The organism is Bacteroides sp. 214, assembly GCF_010501015.1.
Lineage (GTDB): Bacteria > Bacteroidota > Bacteroidia > Bacteroidales > Bacteroidaceae > Bacteroides.
Genome location: NZ_QVML01000002.1, coordinates 275,454 through 298,836, shown reverse-complemented (window position 1 = coordinate 298,836; position 23,383 = coordinate 275,454). Strand labels below are relative to the sequence as shown.

Genomic DNA, 23,383 nt, shown 5'->3' with positions numbered 1-23,383 from the left:
AATTAATCAGTTTATTCGTACTTTTGTTTTTCATTAAAGCACTTCATTATGAAAAAATTACTTACCCTTCTTCTTGTCGCGACCATCTTTAGCGCTTGCGGAGAAAACGTGGAAGAGAAGGCTTCCTCCAAGTTACAACTGGCTGCCGAAGCATTTGCCGCCAATAACTTCAACGAAGCTAAAATACAGATAGACAGTATCAAAATACTTTATCCCAAAGCTATTAATGCCCGTAAGGAAGGTATCAAACTATTACAACAGGTAGAGTTAAAAGAGCAGCAGCAAAGCCTCGCCTATCTCGACAGTATGCTTACCGAGAAACAAGCCGGGTTTGAAGCAATCAAAGGTAAGTTCACACTAGAGAAAAACGAAGAATATCAGGAAGTAGGCAATTATTTCTGGCCTACGCAAATCGTAGAAAAGAATCTGCATCGCGCCTACCTGCGTTTTCAGGTAAACGAACTTGGCAAGATGCTTATGACCTCTATCTATTGTGGCAAAAACAGTATTCACCACACGGCAGTAAAGGTTAGCATTGCCGACGGCACTTTCGCCGAAACTCCCCCATCCAAAGATATATACGAAACTACCGACCTCGACGAAAAGATTGAAAAGGCTGACTATCCCATAGGAGAAGATGGCAACGTAATGGGTTTTATATATCTCAATAACGATAAAAATATTCGTGTAGAGTATCTTGGTGATAAAAAATTCAATACTAACATGACCAAGGCGGACAAAGAGGCTTTGGTAAATATCTACGAACTGGCACAATTTCTCTCTGCCATAGAACAAATAAAAACAGAGCAAAAGGAAGCCCTGCTGAAAATACGATTTATTGAAGAACGCATGTCGAAAAACGAATAACAATCCGCCATGTCTGTTTACCTGAAAGAGTTGCAAGAGGAAGACCTTCTCTTTGTAAAAGAAATATACGATTACTACATACTCCACACCACGGTGGTTTACTTCACCGAACCAATTTCTATAGAGACGCTGAAAAGCTTTATCCCCATCGGTATCTCCCAATACCCCTCCTACCTTATTATTGAGGAAGAGAGCAACATCCCCGTAGGATTTTGCTACTGCGCCCGTTTCAAGCCACGCGAAGCATACGACATTACCACAGAAGCAACCATCTATTTCAAGCCCGAACACACAGGTAAGGGCTATGGTTACAAAGCAATGGAGTTGTTGGAAATAATTATCCGTGAAAAGGGAATCAAAAACATTCTAGCTGTGATAGACGGAGCAAACAAAGCCAGTCTTCGTTTCTTCGAAAATTGCGGATTCGAGCAGTGCGGATGCATTAAGCAGGTAGCGCAAAAGTTCGGAAAGGAACTGGATGTGGTGTTTTATCAGAAGACACTACGCAATACCCAACAGTTCTATTTCAAAAATGAGCGTTGAGCCACCGGGAATACCCGGTTGTGAGAACTTGCCATATCCCAATTCGGCAGGAATGTATATCTCCCATTTGTCACCGATACACATCTGCTGCATTGCGATAATCCAACCTTCAATCAGCTCGTTCAAGCGGAATGCTATCGGTGCACCGCTACGGCTACTGTCGAATTTCTTTCCGTTTATAGTCCAGCCTGTGTAGTGAGCAGTAACTATACTGCGTGGCATCGGATGTTTGCCATCATTCTTTCCTTCACTTATCACTTTATAATATATCCCTTTGGGAAGAGCCTTGACGCCCACTTCCTTTGCTTTTGTTTCCAGCCAATCCTTATTGGCTTGTATGTAATCTTGTTTGTTCATAATGGTTTATCAATAATTGTTTTGACTACCTTGTGCTTCAGCTTGTTTTTCTATGGAGCATATTCCATTTTTCACAAATATAGAGAGTTTTTTGCTATAAACAGAACTATCCCTTTCGGTTTCTCATGGATCCAGTCCTAGAGAACAAACGAATTATTCCACATAAGACCAACAACACACGATAAATATTTTGGCACAACCTTTGTATATACTTCCATATCAACAATCTAAAATCAAATGTTATGGATATTTCAAACATAAAGAAAATAACCTCTTTGTCCATTCTAATTTTAAAACAAAGAGACGATGGACAAAAGAAACAAACTTTGGAGACGTAACCAACAAAATCGATTATTCAAAGCGCGCATGATTCTTTATGCAGCTTATGGACATTGCATCATTCGCGAAGATGGCAACTGCGATGAACACCCTCATTGGTTTGAACTGGCTAGAGAAAAATGGGCGCAGGGTTACAAAAAAACAGGAACTCCGTGTAGTTGCTGGATGTGTAAAGGCACGAGGTATAATCGCAGAGAGTACAAACGAGAAACTTTGTGTATTATCCGTTTTGCTGTATTGGAAAATCTAGAAAAACGTCCTTGACAAGGGCAATTCTGATGCTGTTAGGAAGAGGACACGGTGAGAAAGCTACATTCTCCTAGGTCCTCATTTCCTTAATCACCATTGTTCTATAGCTATGTAATTCTTCCGATAGTCCTTTAAGCAAATAACACACAATAAGCCAATAAGTTATGGATATAACTCAATAAGTTATCGCAATAAAGTATTGGAAAAAACAATGAATAGCATTGGGTCTGTGTTTGCCTATGGCTGAGCAACCATGATCCATAGGCTGACGGAGCACAAAGCTATGCCTGACAAGTTAACCTGATATCTTAAGATGGTACGAGAATTCTTTCTTTCACTTCCCTTTTCAACTTGTGCAAGATTTGCACAAGTTGAACTATCATCCAATTCTTCTGATTTATAAATATTACCTATATGCCTTAAAATCATAGACGAATTTATCACTCATTCCTTTCAATCTACGCTTAATAGTGCTTAAACTAGCATAAGTGATTCCAGCCAACTCTTCTCTTGTGATTTTGTTGTTTTTTCAAATCTCTTCAAGTATGATCTGTTCTATTTTTTCTCTTGAGGTTCATCTTGGGGTTCTTGATGTTCACTTGTCGTTTTTAACGGATCAAATTCTTGCGAACTCTTATAAGTTTCTATCTCTTTGCACAAATTGCGATATGAGACGGATACTTCCTATCTTATATACCATGTTTATATATTGGGATATCTACAAATATGTAGATATTATACGATAAATTCCAGTTGTCGTAGATTTTGCGACAACTGGAATTTATATCTCAACTCATCTTTTAGAGTAGTAATAAAATTCAATACGTCATCCCCAATTGCCACAATGGTACAATATTCAAATATCCGCTCTCTATATCGTCTTTTACAATATATCCATTCTCAACCTCCTTGATTTGCTTCTGTCCCTTGTTCTTGCCTCCAACTTCAAAGATTTTATTATCTATCAAGAAGTCAGCAACAGGCGATGCGAATACGTCATATTTTACTCGCATTTGGTTGATAAAAAATGTTTCCCTAATATTTCCGATATTGGATGTATCTTCGGCAAGATTGTAAATAAGATTAGTATTGTCCAAATATATTTTATCGACTTTACCTAAGCCTCGAACACCGCCAGTATTATCTCTTAATTGGGCAATCATGCCCGCTTCTTCAATATATAGGCAATAGTCTGCTATATTGTTCCGACTTGCAGAAAGCATTTCTGCTATCTTACTCATATTTGGCTTGAATGGTGCGCTTTTAGAAATAATGGCAAGTAATTGTTTTAGTTTTCGCCCGGTCGCTACATTCATATCAGCGTACATCGGAATATCATTTTCTAAAGTTTGGTTGATAATTTGCCCTAAACGTAATCCGAAATCTTCTTCTATGGCAAACGGATAATACCCAGTTTTTAAATAGTCAGAGAAAAGAGGTAGTGGATGTTGTACAGGCAATTCAACTTTGTGCTGCAATATTTCCTCTAGTGAGTAGGTTCTTGCGGAAATACCATGAAACAATTGCAAATACTCTCGAAAAGACAAACCCTGCATATTGTATATAACAGCCCTACGACTTAAATCAGAAGCTCCCTTTTTTATATCCAAAACAGAAGAACCAGTAAATACGACATTCAAATCTTTGTGATAATCGTAAATCAACTTTAATTCCTTTGACCAATCTTTGTATTTATGGATTTCGTCTATAAACAGGTACTTACCGCCATGCTTAACAAAAGTATCAGCCAAATCAACAAATCGGTTATCAACAAAATAAAAATCTTCTGCCGTTACATAAAGCGTTTCGGCAGGATTGAGATTTTGCTTGATATATTGCAAGACTAATGTTGTCTTACCAACACCACGAGGTCCGATAAGACCTATCATCCTGCTTTTCCAATTTATTTCATCGTACACATATCGAAGAAACTTCGTATCAGTTTCTTTTATCAGCCTATTGGAATATTCAAATAACTTATCCATATTTCTTCCTTTTTTTGCAAAGATAATTATTTTTGCACTGCGATAGTGCATTTTAGATTGCTTTTTGCACTTTCAAGAAGCATTCATCAACATAGGTCTTAAATCATTCGTATATTTGTCTTCAGAAAATATTGGAAAATCTTGTTCTGATTACCCCTGTAGACCAAACGATTTTGACCCCTTGCTCCAAAATAAGGTTGACCATTCTAACCAAAATAAAAATGATTAACGAGAATATAGAGAAGAAAAAATCGACTGATAATCAGCCGATTTAATCAATAGTATATGTTTTATAATCGTTGTTAATCAGTATCTATTTGCCGATACAGCATATATAACTTGTTGGCATTCATTGTATTGGTCTTTAAAAGGTAGAAAGTTAGAAAATTTCCTTGTTCCTGTGTGTTAAAACGCTCACTTTTAACGTTTTTATTTTTCATTAACGAATCGATCTCTCTGAGGGTAGAGATTTCTCCACTAATATCGCTTAGGTAGTGGATGATATTACGTGTATGCTTTACAAATTTCTGGTTTTGAAGGTAGGGAAGAAAACTATTCTTTATCTTTCTTCCCTACCTTTATTTTAATATATCGTATATATAGAGTGCGACAATAAAGTAAAGTCGATTTATTAGAATAGAGAGTCAGAGACCCAACCCATAAAATAGAATGAAATGACAATTTCAACTTGTTTGTCGAAAAAATGTGTTACTTTTGCGACAAAGCGAGTTGTATGATGAGTATCGAAGATAAGATAATAGAAGTGATAAGAGCAAAAGGAGAAGGAGCTATCTTTTTCCCCAATGATTTTATTGACTTTGGCGAACCTAAGAGCATAGGTAAAGCTCTGGAACGGCTAACAGAAAAGAATCAGATTCTTCGATTAGCAAGAGGTATCTATTGTTATCCTAAGCAAGATAAGATAATGGGACTGGGGGTGCTCTATCCTTCCATTGAAGAAATAGCCGATAGTATTGCCCGGCGTGATAAGGCGAGAATAGTGCCTACGGGAATTCATGCGCTCAATAAGTTGGGACTCTCTACTCAAATTCCCATGAACTTTGTTTATCTGACTGATGGAACAAGGCGGAAAATCAATCTTGGAAATGGTAAATCTATTCAATTCCGATTTACATCGCCCAAGAATTTAGCTTTTACAAATAAATTGGCGATGCTTGTTACCTTTGCCTTAAAAGAACTGGGACAAGATAAGATAACAGAGTCGCAGATAGCCCAACTTAAACAGATATTAGAGAAAGAATCAAAAGAAAAAGTGATGGCGGATGCGTCATTGATGCCTGCTTGGATAAGAACGATTATAAAAAATGCCTATGAATAACTACTTCTTGCTTACCACCGATCAGCAAATAATGGTCATTACGCAAGCTGCCAATAAAACCGGGCTTCCGGTTCAAGCCATTGAAAAAGACTTGTGGGTAACAACGATGCTTCAAATCGTATTCTCTTTGCCAATAGCAAAACATTTGGTGTTTAAAGGCGGCACTTCTTTGAGTAAAGTGTGGAACATTATTCAACGCTTTTCTGAAGATATAGATTTGGCTATAGATCCGTCTATCTGGGGATTTGAAGGTGATTTGACAAAGAAGCAAATCAAACGTCTCAGAAAGTGTTCATCTGTATTTGTCCGTGATGAATTGTGCCAATCTTTGAAATCGGCAGTTGTGGAAAATGATTTGGATAAATGGTTGTCAATAGAGGCTGATCCTGATGGAGAGGGTGACAATACCTACCCGGAACCACGTGTCATACATATTCGTTACTATTCTTTATTCGATACTGAACTACCGTACTTGCATTCAGAAGTCAAATTGGAGATTGGTTCTCGTTCTTTATTGGAACCTACCTCTAAAGCAGAAGTGAAGAGTATTGTAGAGCAATACCTTCCAATTGAAACAACCATTCAGACAGTTGCCATACCGACGGCTCTTGCCGAAAAGACATTTTTGGAAAAGGCTTTCTTGTTGCATGAGTTGTTTTCAGTAACCTCTATGAGTGATGCGAATAGAAAGTCGCGTCATCTTTATGACTTGGCAATGATGATGAAAACAGAGATAGCATTGAATGCTGTTTCTAATAATGAATTATGGACGACTATCCATCATCACCGTGAATGTTTTACTCATGTGAATGGCGTTGATTATACTCCTGACATCCGTAGGCGTATCTGTCTTGTTCCACACAAATCCTTGATGGATATTTGGGAACAAGACTATAACGATATGCGTCTGGCGATGATTTATGGAGAAGCTCCTACGTTTGAATCTCTCATAACGCAAATGAAGGAACTTGAAAGAATGTTTCATTCTTAGTGAATATGTAAAATCTAACGAAACGAAAATGTTATGACGAATACTCTTATTGATAATTCAGATGAATGCTTGAGGTTAGTCAACACTATTAAAGAGTGTATAACCAATGCCAATTGTAAGACTATAAAAATAGCAACAGGATATTGGGATATTCCTGGCACTTTTTTGGTTTATAATGAGTTGAAAGAATTTCTAAAAAAAGAGGGAACAACTCTTCAGCTACTGATAGGGGCTGATCCAATTGTACGTCAAAATCAATTAGCTAATCCTATTTGTAAAGATGCGAAGTTCCCACAAGATTATATCAAGAGGGATATACAACAACTTGAAGTGATTGATAAATATGTAGAGGTTGTGCGCTTGCTTCTAGAATATTGTAAGGAAAAAGAGGATGAAAGCAGATTTCAAATCCGTATTTACAAAAAGAATGAAGATGGTGATGCTCAATTCTTTCATGCAAAATGTTATGTTTTTTGCGGACAAAATTATGCTGTTGGTATTATTGGCAGTAGTAATTTTACTCAAAAGGGATTAGAAGGCAATTCGGAATTGAATTATTTGGAAACAGATACAAGTCGAGTCACAGCTGTACCAAATGAGTATTCATATACAAAAGGACATAACTGTTGGTTTGATGAGAAATGGAATTTATCAATACCTTGGAATAAAACATTCCTTGAAGAAATATTGAGAGGCGCACCTGTAAGAGTGAAAGCAGAAGAGGATGCAAAAGTGGTCGTAAAGTTGACACCTTATGAATTGTACATTAAGCTCCTACAATATAAGTTCGGTAGCATTGTTGATATGAACCAGCAGCAGTTGATAGAGAGTTATCTTCCAAAAAGCTTTGATCCGTTGGCGTATCAGATAGAGGCAGTAAAACAGTGTTTTTCCATTATGAGAGAACACGGTGGCTTTATGTTGGCAGATGTTGTGGGGTTAGGCAAAACCATTGTAGGAACACTTATAATGAAACACTTTCTAAGAATGCCTGATGATGATGGTCGTGAGCGTAAAGTACTTGTTGTAACTCCTCCTGCCATTCAGTCAGGATGGAAAGAAACCGTAAAACTGTTTGATGCAGACAATGTAGATAAAATGGATTCGGCTATCGATTATATTACGACAGGAAGTATAGGTAAGCTTGTTGATGATATGGATGAAGCTGATTTTGACGAGATTGATTCCTGTGTTTTTTCTTCTGATTTCGAGTATAAAGATTATGGTTTGATCATCATAGATGAAAGTCATAAGTTTCGTAATAGTAGTACTTCAATGTATAAAGCACTGGATGATTTGATAACACAGATAGGAGCTAGTACAGGTGCTTATCCATATATAGGATTGCTCTCAGCTACGCCACAAAATAACCGTCCATCTGATATACAAAACCAGATATATTTGTTTGAGCGCAACCATGCCGACAGCACCTTGAAAAAGGCTAATGGCGGAAACCTTGAAGGCTTCTTTTCCGACATTAACCGTCGATTTGGGCAAGTGATAAAATCTTCTGGACAAATGAATGATGGTAATATGCCTAATGATATGACTTCTGAAGAGCGCAGAATGGAGCTTAAACGTTTGTCAGGTGAGATACGTGACTGTGTTCTTCAAGATATTTTAGTGCGTCGTACACGTACTGATGTGGAGAAATATTACAAGGATGACGTCGGTAGGCAAAAAATTGTTTTTCCAAAGATTAGTGGACCTCACTCTATTGAATATCAGATGGAAAGTGGATTAGCAAAACTTTTTGCTGATACAATGAACCTGATAGCACCTACCGAAGATTTTCGCTTCGATAACAGTAATTTTCTATGTTACTACCGTTATCGTGCTATAGAATTCATTAAATCTCCCGAAGTGAAGGCTCTGTATAAGGGGAAAAATATGGATGCGGACCGTTTCTCACAACAGTTGGCTAAGATTATGCAAATTAATTTGGTGAAAAGAATAGAAAGCAGTTTCTCAGCATTCAAATCTTCACTTGAGAATTTACGTCGCTATACTCAGAATATGATCGATATGTGGGAACATAATACCATTTTTGTGTGTCCTGACATTAACGTAAATGAGGAACTTGACCGAGAAAAGGACTACGAACGTACTGGCAAGTTGTATACATTTTCCGAATGCGCCAATGATATACGCTCCCGTATAGAGAAACTTAACAAAAAAGGTAAAAATGAGAAGGAACGTAACCGTGAACTTACTCGTGATGATTTTATGCAAGAGTATATAGAATTGTTGCGCAAAGATTTACAGCTAATAGAATTCCTTTGTAAACGGTGGAATGCTTACAGCAACGATCCGAAATTAGAAGAATTTAAAAAGAAATTACGAAGTACACTCTTTGATAAACAACAGAATATAGCACAAAAATTGGTTATATTTAGTGAGGCGATAGATACAGTGAAGGCTATAAAACTTGCTATAGAAACCACTGATAACTCTCTGAAGGTACTTGTAATAACTGCAAAAAATAGAGATGAGAACACAAAGATTATTGCTGAGAACTTCGATGCCAACTATAAGGGTGAATGGCGTAATGATTATCAGGTAATCGTGACTACTGAGGTGTTGGCAGAAGGTGTAAATTTACACCGCGCCAATTGTGTATTGAACTATGATACTCCTTGGAACTCCACTCGGCTGATGCAGCGTATAGGGCGCGTGAACCGCATTGGTTCTATCGCGTCGTATGTGTATGTTTATAATTTTATGCCAAGTTTGCAAGGAGATGAACAAATAAAGCTTGTACAGAAAGCTTATACCAAGCTACAATCATTCCATACTTTGTTTGGCGAAGATAACCAGGTATTCACAGAAAATGAGGAAGTAATGCAATATGACCTAAATAAGCAGATAAATGGTGAGGAGTCTCCAATGGAAAAATACGTGTTTGAACTGAAAGAATATAAACGTACTCACCCTGAACGCTTTGAACAAATAGTGGCAATGGAAGATGGACTGGAATTAGCAATTGCACCAACAGATGGAAGTAGCTATTTTCTTGTTCGCAATAAGCAGACTTCCGGGCTATTTGTAAAAGTAGATGCTGAACTAAAAAGTAGTATTCTTTCCAGTATTGACGCTTACAAAGCATTCCGCACTGATGATGATGTACCTTCGGATACCCTTCCGGCAGATTGGGAAAAATGTAAATTAAAAGCCGAATTATTTGTAAATCAAGCACTTGCTAAAATGAATATTCACGCAAAGAATTCGAAAAAAGCCACAAAAGCTAAAGAGATAATCATAAAGATGAAAGACACTATCTCAATGTCTAAGGAGTCGCGCAGCCTTTTATCATCTGCATTCATGTTAGTGAATAAAGGGAATTATGACATCATCAAAAAGATAATTGCACTTGATGATATTCGCACTCAAAGCGGCGGCACACTCTTTGAACTTAGCCAAGAAGAATTTGACACTGTATTGAATCAAGAAATACAAAAAATAGTAGCAAATGTACAGATGCGTTATGGTAAAGCCATAACATATATGGCACTGAGTAAATAATAAAAATAATATCAACTATGGAATTCAAAGAATATTTTCAGAAGCCATATCAAGGTGGTGAATCATTTCTGCAAGAAGTGGTGTTTCCTATTTTTGGACAAGATAACTTCGATGACGGCTTCAATGCTTCATTGCTCGAAGAGAACCCGGAGTTGGCAGCTGTAGCAGCAAGTACGGGGATAACATCAGTATGCCGTGTAGGTACTATACAGGTGGAGTTTAACCCTATAGATATTTATGATATAACCGTTACTGATCATGTGCAAATGGTGCGTAATCGTGTAGCTATTCAGCAGTTGGTGCGACGTATAATGAACACTTATTCTAGTGCATTTATGATATTTCATTATGAAGATACACTGAGTTGGGACTGGCGTTTTACATTTTGCAGTAAACGTGGAAGCAATGATGAAATTACTGATTCTAAACGTTATACGTTCTTGCTTGGCCCTAATCAATCATGTCGCACTGCGTCAGAGAATTTCGGAAAACTTCTGCAAAAGCATGGCGACATAGAATTGAAAGATATAGAGGCTGCATTTGATGTGGAGGCTCTATCTAAGGAATTCTTTGGAAAATACAAGCAACATTATCGACGTTTTGTAGACTATATGTGTGACGAGTCGAACGGAATGCGTAAGGACTTTATTGATACTTCTTTCGACAAAAGCGGAATGACTGACGAAACTATCAGAGATCGTGAGGAAAAGCCTATTCGTGACTATGTGAAAAAACTACTAGGACGCATTGTATTCTTGCATTTCTTACAAAAGAAAGGTTGGATGGGTGTACCTAAAGATAAACAGTGGGGTGAGGGTGATACCAACTTCATGAAACATCTGTTTGAAAGGTCTACCAGTGAACAAAAGGCAAATTTTCTTGACGAAGTCTTGGAGCCTCTTTTTACTGGTGCACTTGATAGTGACCGTAAAGGTAGCGAATACTTGTTTGATACAGGTGTCGCTCTTGAACATAGTTCAGTAGTGAAGATACCTTACCTCAATGGTGGTCTGTTCGAACGTGATTTGCTTGATGAGCCTGCATCACAATTTCCAGCAAAGTATTTTGCAGATTTATTTGAGTTTTTCTATCAGTATAATTTTACTATAGACGAAAATGACCCTAATGACGCGCAAGTGGGTGTAGACCCAGAGATGCTGGGGCGTATCTTTGAGAACTTATTAGAGGACAACAAAGATAAAGGGGCTTTCTACACGCCGAAAGAGATTGTACAGTATATGTGTCGTCAATCGCTCATAGCTTATCTACAAACAGATATAACGGATGAACAAACTAAGACTGCTGTCGACAAATTTGTGAATACATACGATGTAGCAGAAATTGGTGGAGCTGATTCTGAACTAGCTATGATGTTGGATAATAGGTTGAAAGATGTGAAGATATGCGACCCGGCCATTGGCTCAGGTGCATTCCCCATGGGCTTGCTCAAAGAGTTGTTCTTGTGTCGTGGTGCAATAGAATGTTTTAGTGATGCAGCAGACATAAAACGTCATATCATTCAGCACAATATATATGGTGTAGATATAGAGCGAGGTGCAGTAGACATAGCGCGTCTACGCTTTTGGCTGTCGCTGATAGTGGAAGAAGAAACACCACACTCATTGCCAAATCTGGATTATAAGATTATGCAGGGGAATTCTTTGCTTGAAAGCTTTATGGGTTACGATCTTTCTACATTGACGGAAAGTGTGCAAACTATTGCAAAGAAAAATAGAGGGCAAGTATCACTAATGTTTGATGAAACTGATACAAAAAGAAATATTCAAATTTACTTAAAGCAATATTTCAGTGAAAGCAATCATTCTGTAAAAGCAGAGATTAGAAAGAATATTGAATGTGCTGTAAAAGAGCATATAAAGATTTGTTCAGGCTATATTCCGTCTGTTGTTGAAGCTGTTGATAATCTTGATATACCTAATGATAAATTCTTTCTCTGGCATACTTATTTTAGTGATGTTTTTAATCAGCAGAATGGTTGTAATGGTTTTGATATTGTCATTGGTAATCCGCCGTATATACAGTTACAGAACAATGGAGGCGAGATTGCAGCTCTTTATGAAAACAGCAACTTTGAGGTGTTTGCTCGTACTGGTGATATTTATTGCCTTTTTTACGAGCGCGGTTGGCAACTGTTGAAACCAAATGGGCATTTGTGTTATATTACTTCTAATAAATGGATGCGTGCTGGATACGGAGAAAAGACTCGTACCTTTTTTGCAAAAAAAACAGATCCCAAATTACTGATAGATTTTGCTGGTGTGAAAATTTTTGAGAGCGCAACTGTAGATACCAATATATTATTGTTTTGCAAATCAAAAAATAGATACAAAACGGTTTGCGCAGTAACGAATAAACAAGCTAAAGATAGCATAAAACATTTGAGCGTTTTTGTGGAGCAATGTGGTAACTCTTGCCGTTTTGATAGTTCAAATTCATGGGTAATTCTATCACCTATTGAACAAAGTATTAAATGTAAGATAGAAGCTGTAGGTGTACCATTGAAAAATTGGGATATCAAAATCAACTATGGTATAAAGACTGGTTTTAATGATGCTTTCATTATTGATACAAATAAAAGAGAAAAAATACTCGCTAACTGCCAAACAGAAGATGAAAAAATGAGAACTGCTGAAATTATACGACCAATTTTGAGAGGCAGAGATATAAAGAGATATGGCTATAACTGGGCTGAGAAGTATCTGATTGCAACATATCCTTCTCGTCATTACGATATAGAACAATATCCTGCAGTAAAAAACTACCTCTTGACTTTTGGTATTGAAAGGCTAGAGCAAACTGGCAAGACTCATATCGTTAATGGTGAGAAAGTGAAGGCTCGTAAAAAAACTAACAACAAGTGGTTTGAAACTCAGGATAGTATCAGTTATTGGGAGGATTTTGATAAGCCAAAACTCATATGGAAAATCATTGGAAGTAAACTTGCTTTTACTGTAGAGACAAAAGGGCATGTTGTCAATAATGCGTGCTACTTAATGACAGGAGATTACTTGAACCATATTCTGGCTTTTCTAAACTCTTCTCCTCTTATATGGTATAGTGAAATTACCAATATGAATAAAACTGGAGTTGGAGATGCTCAGGTTGGGGCTCAAAATATTATTATATTCCCCATACCAAAACCCAGCCCCCAATATAATATTGTGTCAGACGCGGCAGGAGAATTGCTAAAAACCTTTACGAAAGAAAAAATGGAAGAATTACAACGTATAATATATGACATATTTGAATTTACAAAAGACGAAATCGATTATCTGAATCGACAGAACTTATAAATGAATATCATTGTTCGATAAGTGTTGTGTTGCAATGTTTGTCGAACAATGGATATATAAGGATTTCTCTAAGCTCAAAAAGATTTTATTCTTCGATTTTGTTATAATAACAATGAGGTATTAGAGTTTGACTGCAAATGTTTTGCAATAGGTAACAATATAAAACTAGTCTTTTGCGTGCAACTAAATTCTTTTATGGGGCATTACCTTCTTAAAGATGCATATAGAATGGGAAGAGGCGATTTACTAATAATTGTGTAAACTGTTAGACCTTTTAAAATACCTATAATAACCAATAAGCGGAACTTAGAATTTGAAAAGGATCTAACAGAATTGGTTTATCGTAGTTCAATAAAAAATGAAAACAAGATAAGTTGCAAGTTTTCGACCTATACAACTTATCCCATGAAGAAAATAGATTGAAGAAAATTTCACTTATTTAATCTCAATGTTTCCAATAACTTTGCGTTCCTCTACAGTCAAGTCATACAAATCAAATAACATGTTGTCAATAACTATTGTTTGCTCTTTTGTATAATCTGATTGCAACCGATTAATAGCAGTCTTAAAAAGCTCATCTGATTCACCTGAAATTTTTTTAACAGGAATCTTATCAAAGAATATTTTACTCAATTCTCTTGTTCCGCCTTGTAGTTCTGGAAATGAGTCTCGGAAACAGAATTTGAATATGGATGAATTAAAGAATGCTGTAAGATATGCCATATTTTGACCTGTTATAATAAAGCACTTCTGGTTTGTTACAAATTTGTCCTCATCATAAACAAATGGCATATATTTAGTCATATTTGGATATATAATTTTTGGCTTATCAAAATCCTCCAAATAAGCGCAGTTACGCAGATTATAAGGAGTATCCCCTTGATCTGCACGTTTCGAAATTTTGTCCAAATACTGGTCTAAATGAGCCTTTAGAGCAGGATAATCCTCTATAAGGATACGAGGAAACTTTTCCTTTGTCCCATTGTGTGTATTGATAAGCCAAAGGTTTGCCCAGTTATAGCCATATCTCCTTATATCTCTGCCTCTCAAAATTGGTCGTATAATTTCAGCAGTTCTCATTTTTTCATCTTCTGTTTGGCAATTGGCTAGTATTTCGTCTCTTTTCTCTGTCGAAATAATAAAAGCCTCATTATAGCCTGTGAGTACACCACGATAAATGTTAATGTCCCAATCTTTAAGTGGTGTGCCTACGGATTCAATTTTTCGCTTTATACTTTGTTCGATGGGCGAAAGAATGGTCCAAGATGCACCTTCTGAAAAGTCACAAACAGAATAGTGCTGCTCCACAAAAACGCTCATTTTTCGACTTCAATTACTTCTGCGATATAGCGTGCTAGTGTGTTTCTGTTTACCTTACAGATTTTAGCAATTTGCCGCTTAGATATTTTTTCTTTAAGCAGTCCGATAATGAGTGTCTTTTTGGGGAATAGTTTATGTTTTTCAGGTGAAGTTCTTTTTCCTTTTGGTCTTCCTAATACAATGCCATTTGCTTTTTTTCTTGCTAAAGCTTCTTTTGTTCTTTGACTGATAAGATTACGCTCTATCTCTGCTGATAAACCAAAGGCAAAAGCTAAAACTTTACTTTGAATGTCTTCTCCCAATCGATAGTTATCCTTTATAGTCCATACACGACACTCTTTGGTCATGCAAATGTTAAGGATCTCCATAATCATGAAGAGATTACGCCCAAGACGCGAAAGTTCGGCACAGATGATTAGGTCGTCCTTCTGTACTTTATTAAGTAGTCTGCCAAGTTCTCGTTTATTGTACGATTTGGTGCCACTAATGGTTTCTTCTATCCAACCATCAATATTCATATTCTCACGTTCGCAAAAGTTATTAATTTCAAAACGTTGATTCTCGACAGTTTGTTTGTCGCTACTTACTCTAATGTACCCGTAGATCATATTATCATTTATTTTTAGAATTATATTAATATACCATTTATAAAAAAGGCTTTAAGGTACAATTATCGTATTAAGTAGTGCAATGGGGAATGACATTTCAATAGGTCAAGTGAAACATATTGAGGCTTGCCCAATATCACACTGATTTATCAGTGGGGTAGCCTAATACCCCATTTGCAAAATTTGCAATGGGAAAGGGCACTAAAGTGGCAGCAAGCTGCGTGTATAGTTGACGTGAAAAGTGTATGAATGGAGCTCTCAAATTGGGAACTCCATCCATATTTAAAGATAGTGCTTTAGCTAATCTTAATATATAGGCACAGGGAATAAAGTAAAGTGTTTAGGCTTAGTAATGCCTGTTCGGGTTGAGTGAATACTTCTTACCATTTTCTTGCAGAATTATTCGCTTATTCCTGAGGAATGTGATAACCTTAGTGACTTTATTACGCCCGATAGGATAGTCCGCATCATTGTATGCTTCAACCAGTGCCTCCTGCAATTCTTCATAGCCATAAACTTCCTTACTCGCAAATACAGATATTAAAGCCCTTTCATGCTGCTCTATCCTAATTTCCTTATATGGATCGAATGGATCTTTGGACGGGCGACCCACTTTTGTTTTCTCCACTACATAATTCTCTACAATTTCAGGTAATGCCTGTTCGTTGATACGAAAAGCAAACGGTTTGAAGTCCATTGCTCGAATGTGAACAGCTTCGACTTTGCTGATGTTTGAGTCTGCCTTATCCTTTTCAACTTGGAGAATGGTCTCTGCCTTATTGCTTAGTTCTGTACCGATATGTCCTCTTGCATTCTCATCTCCTTTATTCTGATGGAGGATGGTATGAAGGTGAATTTGTTTCTCATCAGTCCATTGCATAAGTTTGGAAATGATATAGGTCGATTCACTAGGGCTATTAATGTCGTAAACCAAATCTCTAATGCCGTCAATGACAACTAATCCTACATTGTTTGTTTTATAAATTGCTTCGTCAATGATGGCTATTCTTTCTTCCGGTGTGTTTTTGCGTAATGCCAGAAATTGCAAATAAGGATGGTTGTCTTCTGTAGAAAGACCTGCCAGTCGAAGTATTCGCTTCATTACCTTTAAACAATGATAGGGACTTTGTTCTGTATCTATATAGATGACATTCGACTTATCGGCAGGAAACGAGGCTGAATAATTCAATGCCATACCGTTTTTTAAGGCGGCAGCTACAATTGCAGATACATTGAATGTTTTTTTGCTTTTGGCTTTACCAATAGATGCGCTGAAATTACCTAATGTGCCGATTACTATATCGTCTATTTTTAATACTTCCGGAGCCTTTTCATAATTACTAGTAATGCTAAGAATTGACTGTTGCCATAGTTTCCAGACGTCTTCTTGTTTCATTGGCTTTCTTTCCCTTCCGTATTCCATATACTTCAATAGTTTGTAGTGTTAGGTTTTCGTTTGTGAGAAGCCAAGGTTGCAGCATTCATTTCTTCGGCAGAGAGTGCAGGAGCATTTTTCCTTCCGGTTTCCAACCATTGTTCCAGTTCGTCTTTGTAAAGGTAGTAACGTTTACCCTGCTTAACGGCTGGTATTTCACCATTACCTACTTTGAAGTAAAAAGTTGATTTTGGCATCTTTAGATACTCGCGAGCTTCTTCCGAAGTCATTGGAGTGTGGCGATTTTCATACATAGGAGCAGGCCGATTTGTTACTTGTTTTAACAGCGTCTCTTCTAAACTCTCAACCTTGTTGCAGAGTTCCTTTACAACCATTGGAAGGTCGTTGAATGTTAATTCGTTCTTCATTATAATTTATTTTTGTAAACGCTGTAAAGGAATTCAATGACCTTATGCTGATATACAAAGATTAGAATAAGCATGGAATCATTTCCAAATAAGTTTAGGTTACCTCCATTGGAGGATTGTCAGAAGATATATCTAATGGGTTGATAAGCCCTATTGTTTCCCAATGAAAGTCATAGCTTCCTTTATCGGGTTTGTCTATTTTTATAATGGATGAGACTTCATCCGAAAGATTGCGAATGATAGTAGGCAGTTCGCAGTTCATAAATTCCTTAGGAAAACATTGTTTGATGAATTTAGCTTGTATCATTCGCTCATAGCCCAATCTCTTACCGATGTTCCATGCGAAGTGACGAAGGTCGGCCGTGCTAAGAGAACCATCCGTCTCAATAGGAATAAAATTGGCTTCGGGTGATGTGGCAAACAGATTGACATTTTTTAGAATGATTTCCAAATGAATCTTTTTCATGTGGTTGGTCAGGACTGCATTGGTATATTCCACAAGAATTAGTGTTCTTCTCTGTTTATCCAATTTAGCTTTTTGGCGTTTCTCACTTTCTATCAAGATTGATTTATGCAGACAAGTGCTGACAATATTATCAATAGGGGAGTTTGTGTCAGAAATAGCGTTTGTATTTTTCTGTATTTTAATGTCTTGAAGATTCGATGACACATTGTCTGTTGAAGGAGAAAGAAGAGTGAGGCTTGCTTTCGAAAAGAAAATATCTGAAAATGTTGTTTGTAGTAGCCAATAAATGGTTAGCAATAAAAAAAGTACAATAAGAAAGACACCAGATTCAATTAGCCAATGGTGATTGAAATCGGTGCCAATTTCATAAGATGCTAATAAAGCGATACTCCCAAAAGCAATACTCGGCATAAGCCAAAATAGTGTAAATTCTGTTGCCTTGATAGTCATAACTGTAAGTAATTGGATTTAAAATAGTCAGACAAAATTATCTGCATAGTTCCAATTAATGCTTATTGCTTCTCAATAACAACAGAATCTTTACACTAATTAAATGGTTCCCATCTAAATCATACCCATAATCATACTCAGGATATCTGTTTTGATTTGTTTGTGCCTGTTACTCTTCTTGTCGTTTAAGCGTGATCTTCGAAGAGGCTTTACGCTTGTTAGCATCAACGGTTTTTGTATAGAGCTGAGTGGTAGAAATGCTTCTGTGCGTCATAATACTGGCTATGGTGATAATATCCGTTCCGGCTGCTGCTTGCAAAGTTGCAAAGGTTCTACGGTAGCTATGGAATGTGATGTTTTTAGTTATTCCAGCAGATTTTATCCATTTCTTCATTGGTGCTTGTGTCATGCTACGTTTGAGTCCTTTGAATATAATTCCCTCGCCAGTATTACCTATAAGTTCCAATGCTTCCTTGCTGATAGGGATAGTGTCAATGGATTTCGTTTTCTGTGTGATAATCTTTACATACTTGCCTCCATCGTAGTAGTCCTGAATATTTTCCCATCGTAAAGCCAAAATATCACTGATACGCAAACTGGTAAGACACGCAAATAGCGAAGCTGTTTTCAAAACGGGTATATCGCATGGCGTTTCTGCTAATTTGCACAGTTCTTGTTGGGTAAGGAAATCTTTGTCAATATCTTCCGTTTCGATTTTATCCAAGAAGTCGTTAATATTGTTACGTATCAGCTTGGCGTGATACAGGTCTTGGAGAAATCCCCGGAATGTGGACCAATAACCGGCAGCAGAATTTTGAGAGATGGTGTCTTTTTTGCTCTTTAGCTTTTTGGCTGTTAGTAAGTATTCTCTAAATCTATTACAAAGGTCGATGTCTATTTCCTCAAAGATACATTTACCTCCTACAAAATTACTGAAGTGGATATAGACGAATTTCCATTTCTGGTCATGCTTGCGTAGCTGACGGCGATAATATTCTAAAAAGTCACCTTTAAGTTTACTCTTGTCGAGGAAGTCATATCGTTCGTTAACTATTGCATCGAACCGGCGGCAACGAATAGCTTCTGCCTTTTCGGTCATTTGCTCGTTAAATTCACGTTCCCTTCGGTTTTTGGGTTTCTCATAGATGTAGATGCCTAAAGACTCATGACGGATTACTTTCATTGTTTCTTTGTCTCTATAGCCTGGATAATAGTCCAGATAGAAAGATAATTGCCCATGTTTGATGGGGCGAGTTCTAAGTGTTACAGTTTTACATTCGAACATAGTTTCTTGTTTTTTATAATTAATACTTGATTGTTGTTGTAAAGGTCTTGAATGATGTTTTGCTGAGAATTATCATTTGGGAATAAGTTCTATATCATTTAAAGAGATATTATTATCCTTTCTAAGTTCTCATTACCTTATCAAATTCAATTTTGAGGAACTTCACGAACCTGCCGGCTTTTATTCTTTCAATATTGTGAAACCGCAGGACTCCATAAACGGCATCCCTTGTTAAATGGAATTCTGCCATAGCTTCTTGCACAGTATAGTAATACTCCTCTTTACATAGACTTTCTGATTTTGATAGGTCGAAATGGTATTTAGAGTAAAATATCTTTCCATGTTCTTTTTTGGAGGGGATATTGTTCCGGTAAACTTGACTTCGGATAGCACTGCGAGTCATATCGTATTTCTCTACTATGTCTTCGGGCGTATACCATTCGGATAACTCTGTATCAACTTCATATTTGGCAAAAGCAGCATCAATATGTTTTCTACTATAATAATTGAACTTTCGAATACGTGTTTTGGGAATTTTGTTTTGCCGGGTAAAAGTCCATACCCATTTGGTGTTGACTTTATATTTTTCTGCAATCTCTTCGGCGGTGTAATATTCTGCTATATTTATCTCTTCTTTGGGTATAATGCGCTCGTATGGTTTAGATTTTAGCATTAGCTCAATATCTGCTCTGCGGATAAAGGACATTCTTTCGCTCAATCTGGATGCGCGTAGCTTGCCTTGTTTTACTAACTTATAGATATACTGTCGGCTTGTACCCATCAGACTTGCCACTTTGGAAAAGGTCAAGTAATCCTGACCCTCCAAAGCAACAATAGGACGTAAGAGTTCCTGACTGTTTTTTAGTTCGTCTCTTTTCTCACGTACACGTTGTTTATAACTACGCTGTGCACATTGAAGACCACAATACTTCGTTGTCGTCTTTTGGGCAATAAATACTTTACCACACCATTGGCAAGTTCGCTTTACTTCCATACCATTATTTGTTTTAATTTCGCCTACTTTCTGTCACCATACGTAAACCATTGTCAACACATGTCAACTAATGCCTCAGTGTGACATCGGGCTTTACCGCAAAATTGTTTCGCGGTAGAAATACGGTACGAAAATAGGGTGAAAAACGGGTACTAACAAAAAGTGATGGGCAAGTGTTAAAACGAAGAAAGTCCCTCAAAATGAGAGACTTATTTCTGGTTGATTACCGTTGTTTACAGTTAATTCTAAGGCGTTATTTCCCTATACATTATGTAAAACACTTGTGATTATCAGGTGTTTACATTTAATTGGGTGTATTATGGGTGTACTATTTGTTTTTGTAATCAGAAGAGGAAATGCCTTTGTTGGTATACGTTATAATTTCGCCTGTTATTTCGCTTAAACTATATATGATCTCACCAATATAATACTATAATGCAATCCACCCCGCTATTCCATCTGGTAATTTTTCATCAAACCAATGCCAAATATCAAAGCGACACGTTCCTTTCTCCCAAAAGTAGAAATCTTGTTCGATTTCATCATCACTACTTATAGGGATTTCAGAGAATTCTTTCCACGTTTTTTTCAAGTCAACTAACATCATATTATTTTGCTATATACTTGGCAACTCCACCCTTTTTTCGTTCCAATTCCACCTCGAAAAGAAGAACCATCTTGTAATTTATTGTTGATCTTGGATTTAATGCTTTTCAACTCCACCCTTTCTGCACTTATCTATACTTTTCGATAGGATAAAAAAGCTCTATTTTCATAGGTTCGAGTTTAATAAATAGGAGCCTTATTCTACAACTTTGTATTTTCTATCTTTTTTATCAAATGATCTGATGTAATTATTCTCTAATCAACGAAATAGACGTAGTAAATCTTTAAAGTCAATAGGCTTAGATAGTATAGGATAACTATTTTTAATACCTCTCTCTATTAGTACCTGTTCTATTAAGTGATTGCCAGTCAATATCACAACTGTTTTTACCTCTAAATTGTCTGATTCAATTTTTTTTAGAATACCAAATCCATCCATGCTGCTATATTGCCCTAATGATATGTCTACAAAAACATAGTCAAATTCTTCTATTTTAGAAAAAGGCTTAAGGTCCTGAGAATTAGCTAAGACCGTGTATTCTATTTGCCCCTCGAAATAGATGTCTCTAACATATTCAAAAGCAGCCTGTACGTATGGGTATTCATTCTCAAATATCAAGACTTTCTTCATATTCAAATGTTTTTATTAATACAATTTCTAAAACTACGCATTTATCACATAAATACATTGATGATTGAATATTCATTTGGGTTAAAAATTCTTTTAACTCTGATAACCCATGAGATTTTCTTTTTTCTATTTCTAAACGATCTAGTGACGAGAATTGTTCTATAAAGAAGATATCCTCTGGCTGAGAACCTTTGATAGAGTTATAGAATTTAACCGTATATGTCTCTCCCTTTTCTTCAATTTTCAGGCCATAATTTCCGGAATTGTATTTGTAAATATTAGAAATCCAATTAGTTAGAACGAGATCCATGCCTATTCTATTATAATAAACGTATTTTCGTTCAATTTTATTGTCAATAGGTTTGCTTGTGTCTATCTGAATTTCAAAATTTTCCGTTAATCCATATTCTTCCCAAATCCGTCTCACTTCTGAGAAAAATTGTTGAATTCCATATTTGCTCAAAGAACTAACAACAAAAGGATTATTAGATTTTTCCAAGATAAAGTTTGCTCTATCAAGAACTAAACTTAAAGACGATTCAACTTTTGACCTTTCTTTATTTAGGAAAGGTTCAATTTTTCTTTTTTTGTCTTCATCTGAATTATAATAATCATCTTCCATAGACATATAATTCTTGACTGGCCCTAATTTGTTTCTTATAAAGTGCATCGCTTTAACGGCACTATTGACATAATTCATTTTTTCGCCAAGTTCTAACATCTTTGTCGATTCTAACATTTTTTGTTTTAGGTCTGCATCGAATACTTTAGATAGCCTTGAGAATAAAGGGAATAATAATTTATTCTGTATCCCTAGTATGTTATATAGACTTGCTTTATAGGCACTCATTGTTAATATAAATATATAGTATTGACCTGTTCCAATTTTACAAATAAAAACAATGTTCTCGTTTATATCCTTCTTGTTTATTGTAAAATGTATATTTTTAAGACTTTTAACATTGTCATTATCACTTAAGTTTTTAGTGATTGTGCTTTTATCTATTTTAATATTAAAGTTCCAAATAAATCTGGAGCCATTAACTACATTTAGGGTTGATTTTAGTAAATCATATTTAAAACAAAATATATCATCAACCTCAAGATTGAATGGTTTACTGTTTAATAATGGAATACATTCTTTGTATATTTTGTATGGCCGTTGCGTCTCTGTATTTTGTGTAAAAAAGTTATCTATTACAGAATTAAGACTCTCGTGAAATTTTATATATTTAGTTCTTTGGCTTTCAAAAGAATTAATAATTAGAAAAAATAAGAACGGGATTAAAGATAATAATATAAAGTCTTTATGCAAGTAACAAACGACAGCCCAAGGTAGTATGTAGACTAATATCGATCTTTTTTCTCCTGAATGGTTTTGTGCATTTAGTATTGGAAAAAACAGAAGAGAAAAGGAGTATAAATCTAGTGTTCGATATTGGTAAACTATAAAGAAAATGAAAAAATAATCATTGAATAGCCTTAGAAAAGAGAATATTTTTTCTTTACCATGCAAGGCTATATACACTCCTGAATATATAGAAAATGCGAGGATTTGATAACCCCATGGAAACTTAGTAGGAGATTGGAATAATAGAAATATTGAATACCCTATGATAATAATTCGAAATAAAATTGAGATTATTAATCTCTGTCTTTTTTCTATGATTAACGCTGGCATGGCTTATTTATTTAGTTTTAATCGCTCTAGTAT

At 36.2% G+C, this 23,383-nt stretch carries 19 protein-coding genes; 7 read left to right on the top strand and 12 right to left on the bottom strand.

Translation table 11 applies throughout. The features are described from left to right. The first annotated feature begins 48 nt into the window (after positions 1–48). Positions 49–867, top strand: a complete 819-nt coding sequence (locus D0T50_RS02930; protein WP_163221816.1) for a hypothetical protein — start codon at positions 49–51, stop codon at positions 865–867. A gap of 9 nt (positions 868–876) precedes the next feature. After that, the gene (locus tag D0T50_RS02925; protein WP_163221814.1) at positions 877–1,410 is read left to right on the top strand and encodes a GNAT family N-acetyltransferase; all 534 of its coding nucleotides are present in this window, start codon (positions 877–879) and stop codon (positions 1,408–1,410) included. Here the strand turns inward: D0T50_RS02925 and D0T50_RS02920 are convergent. Next, complete coding sequence (locus D0T50_RS02920; protein ID WP_163221812.1) at positions 1,369–1,767, bottom strand: FKBP-type peptidyl-prolyl cis-trans isomerase; 399 nt, start codon at positions 1,765–1,767, stop codon at positions 1,369–1,371. The genes D0T50_RS02925 and D0T50_RS02920 overlap by 42 nt on opposite strands. A 306-nt stretch (positions 1,768–2,073) precedes the next feature. Here D0T50_RS02920 and D0T50_RS02915 point away from each other — a divergent pair, with 306 nt between their 5' ends. Continuing rightward, positions 2,074–2,370 (top strand): hypothetical protein, encoded by a 297-nt coding sequence (locus D0T50_RS02915; protein WP_163221810.1) that lies wholly within the window; start codon positions 2,074–2,076, stop codon positions 2,368–2,370. 803 nt (positions 2,371–3,173) lie between these two features. Here D0T50_RS02915 and D0T50_RS02910 read toward each other — a convergent pair. Then, complete coding sequence (locus D0T50_RS02910; RefSeq protein WP_163221808.1) at positions 3,174–4,340, bottom strand: ATP-binding protein; 1,167 nt, start codon at positions 4,338–4,340, stop codon at positions 3,174–3,176. 733 nt (positions 4,341–5,073) lie between these two features. Between D0T50_RS02910 and D0T50_RS02905 the strand changes: the two genes are divergently transcribed. Genes D0T50_RS02905 through D0T50_RS02890 form a run of 4 tightly spaced genes read left to right on the top strand, consistent with a single transcriptional unit; the run spans position 5,074 to position 13,506 of the window. Then, positions 5,074–5,679 carry a DUF6088 family protein gene (locus tag D0T50_RS02905; protein WP_163221806.1) on the top strand — a complete coding sequence of 202 codons (606 nt, stop codon included), beginning with the start codon at positions 5,074–5,076 and terminating at the stop codon, positions 5,677–5,679. Beyond that, a complete protein-coding gene (locus tag D0T50_RS02900; RefSeq protein ID WP_163221804.1) occupies positions 5,672–6,670 on the top strand; it encodes a nucleotidyl transferase AbiEii/AbiGii toxin family protein in 999 nt (332 codons plus the stop codon). The genes D0T50_RS02905 and D0T50_RS02900 overlap by 8 nt, the downstream gene beginning before the upstream one ends. A gap of 33 nt (positions 6,671–6,703) precedes the next feature. Next, on the top strand, positions 6,704–10,192 hold the full coding sequence (locus D0T50_RS02895; protein ID WP_163221802.1) for a helicase-related protein: 3,489 nt from the start codon (positions 6,704–6,706) through the stop codon (positions 10,190–10,192). 17 nt (positions 10,193–10,209) lie between these two features. Beyond that, positions 10,210–13,506, top strand: a complete 3,297-nt coding sequence (locus tag D0T50_RS02890; RefSeq protein WP_163221800.1) for an Eco57I restriction-modification methylase domain-containing protein — start codon at positions 10,210–10,212, stop codon at positions 13,504–13,506. A 435-nt stretch (positions 13,507–13,941) separates the two neighbouring features. Here D0T50_RS02890 and D0T50_RS02885 read toward each other — a convergent pair whose 3' ends face one another. The 10 genes from D0T50_RS02885 to D0T50_RS02840 form a co-directional block, all read right to left on the bottom strand. After that, complete coding sequence (locus tag D0T50_RS02885; RefSeq protein ID WP_370520863.1) at positions 13,942–14,814, bottom strand: TaqI-like C-terminal specificity domain-containing protein; 873 nt, start codon at positions 14,812–14,814, stop codon at positions 13,942–13,944. A gap of 8 nt (positions 14,815–14,822) precedes the next feature. Next, the gene (locus tag D0T50_RS02880; RefSeq protein WP_163221796.1) at positions 14,823–15,434 is read right to left on the bottom strand and encodes a master DNA invertase Mpi family serine-type recombinase; all 612 of its coding nucleotides are present in this window, start codon (positions 15,432–15,434) and stop codon (positions 14,823–14,825) included. Positions 15,435–15,780: 346 nt separating this feature from the next. Continuing rightward, on the bottom strand, positions 15,781–16,857 hold the full coding sequence (locus tag D0T50_RS02875; RefSeq protein WP_163221794.1) for an AAA family ATPase: 1,077 nt from the start codon (positions 16,855–16,857) through the stop codon (positions 15,781–15,783). Positions 16,858–16,862: 5 nt separating this feature from the next. Beyond that, positions 16,863–17,240, bottom strand: a complete 378-nt coding sequence (locus tag D0T50_RS02870; protein ID WP_163222197.1) for a helix-turn-helix domain-containing protein — start codon at positions 17,238–17,240, stop codon at positions 16,863–16,865. 91 nt (positions 17,241–17,331) lie between these two features. Then, positions 17,332–18,153, bottom strand: a complete 822-nt coding sequence (locus D0T50_RS02865; RefSeq protein ID WP_163221792.1) for a hypothetical protein — start codon at positions 18,151–18,153, stop codon at positions 17,332–17,334. A gap of 169 nt (positions 18,154–18,322) precedes the next feature. Further along, positions 18,323–19,438: a tyrosine-type recombinase/integrase gene (locus D0T50_RS02860; RefSeq protein WP_163221790.1), complete on the bottom strand. Its 1,116-nt coding sequence runs from the start codon at positions 19,436–19,438 to the stop codon at positions 18,323–18,325. Positions 19,439–19,559: 121 nt separating this feature from the next. Beyond that, positions 19,560–20,432, bottom strand: a complete 873-nt coding sequence (locus D0T50_RS02855; protein ID WP_163221788.1) for a helix-turn-helix domain-containing protein — start codon at positions 20,430–20,432, stop codon at positions 19,560–19,562. A 430-nt stretch (positions 20,433–20,862) separates the two neighbouring features. Continuing rightward, entirely contained in the window at positions 20,863–21,039 is a 177-nt protein-coding gene (locus D0T50_RS02850; protein ID WP_163221325.1) for a hypothetical protein, read from the bottom strand. Positions 21,040–21,297: 258 nt separating this feature from the next. Further along, positions 21,298–21,669 (bottom strand): hypothetical protein, encoded by a 372-nt coding sequence (locus D0T50_RS02845; RefSeq protein WP_163221786.1) that lies wholly within the window; start codon positions 21,667–21,669, stop codon positions 21,298–21,300. Beyond that, on the bottom strand, positions 21,647–23,350 hold the full coding sequence (locus D0T50_RS02840; RefSeq protein ID WP_163221784.1) for a hypothetical protein: 1,704 nt from the start codon (positions 23,348–23,350) through the stop codon (positions 21,647–21,649). The genes D0T50_RS02845 and D0T50_RS02840 overlap by 23 nt, the downstream gene beginning before the upstream one ends. Positions 23,351–23,383 lie beyond the last annotated feature (33 nt).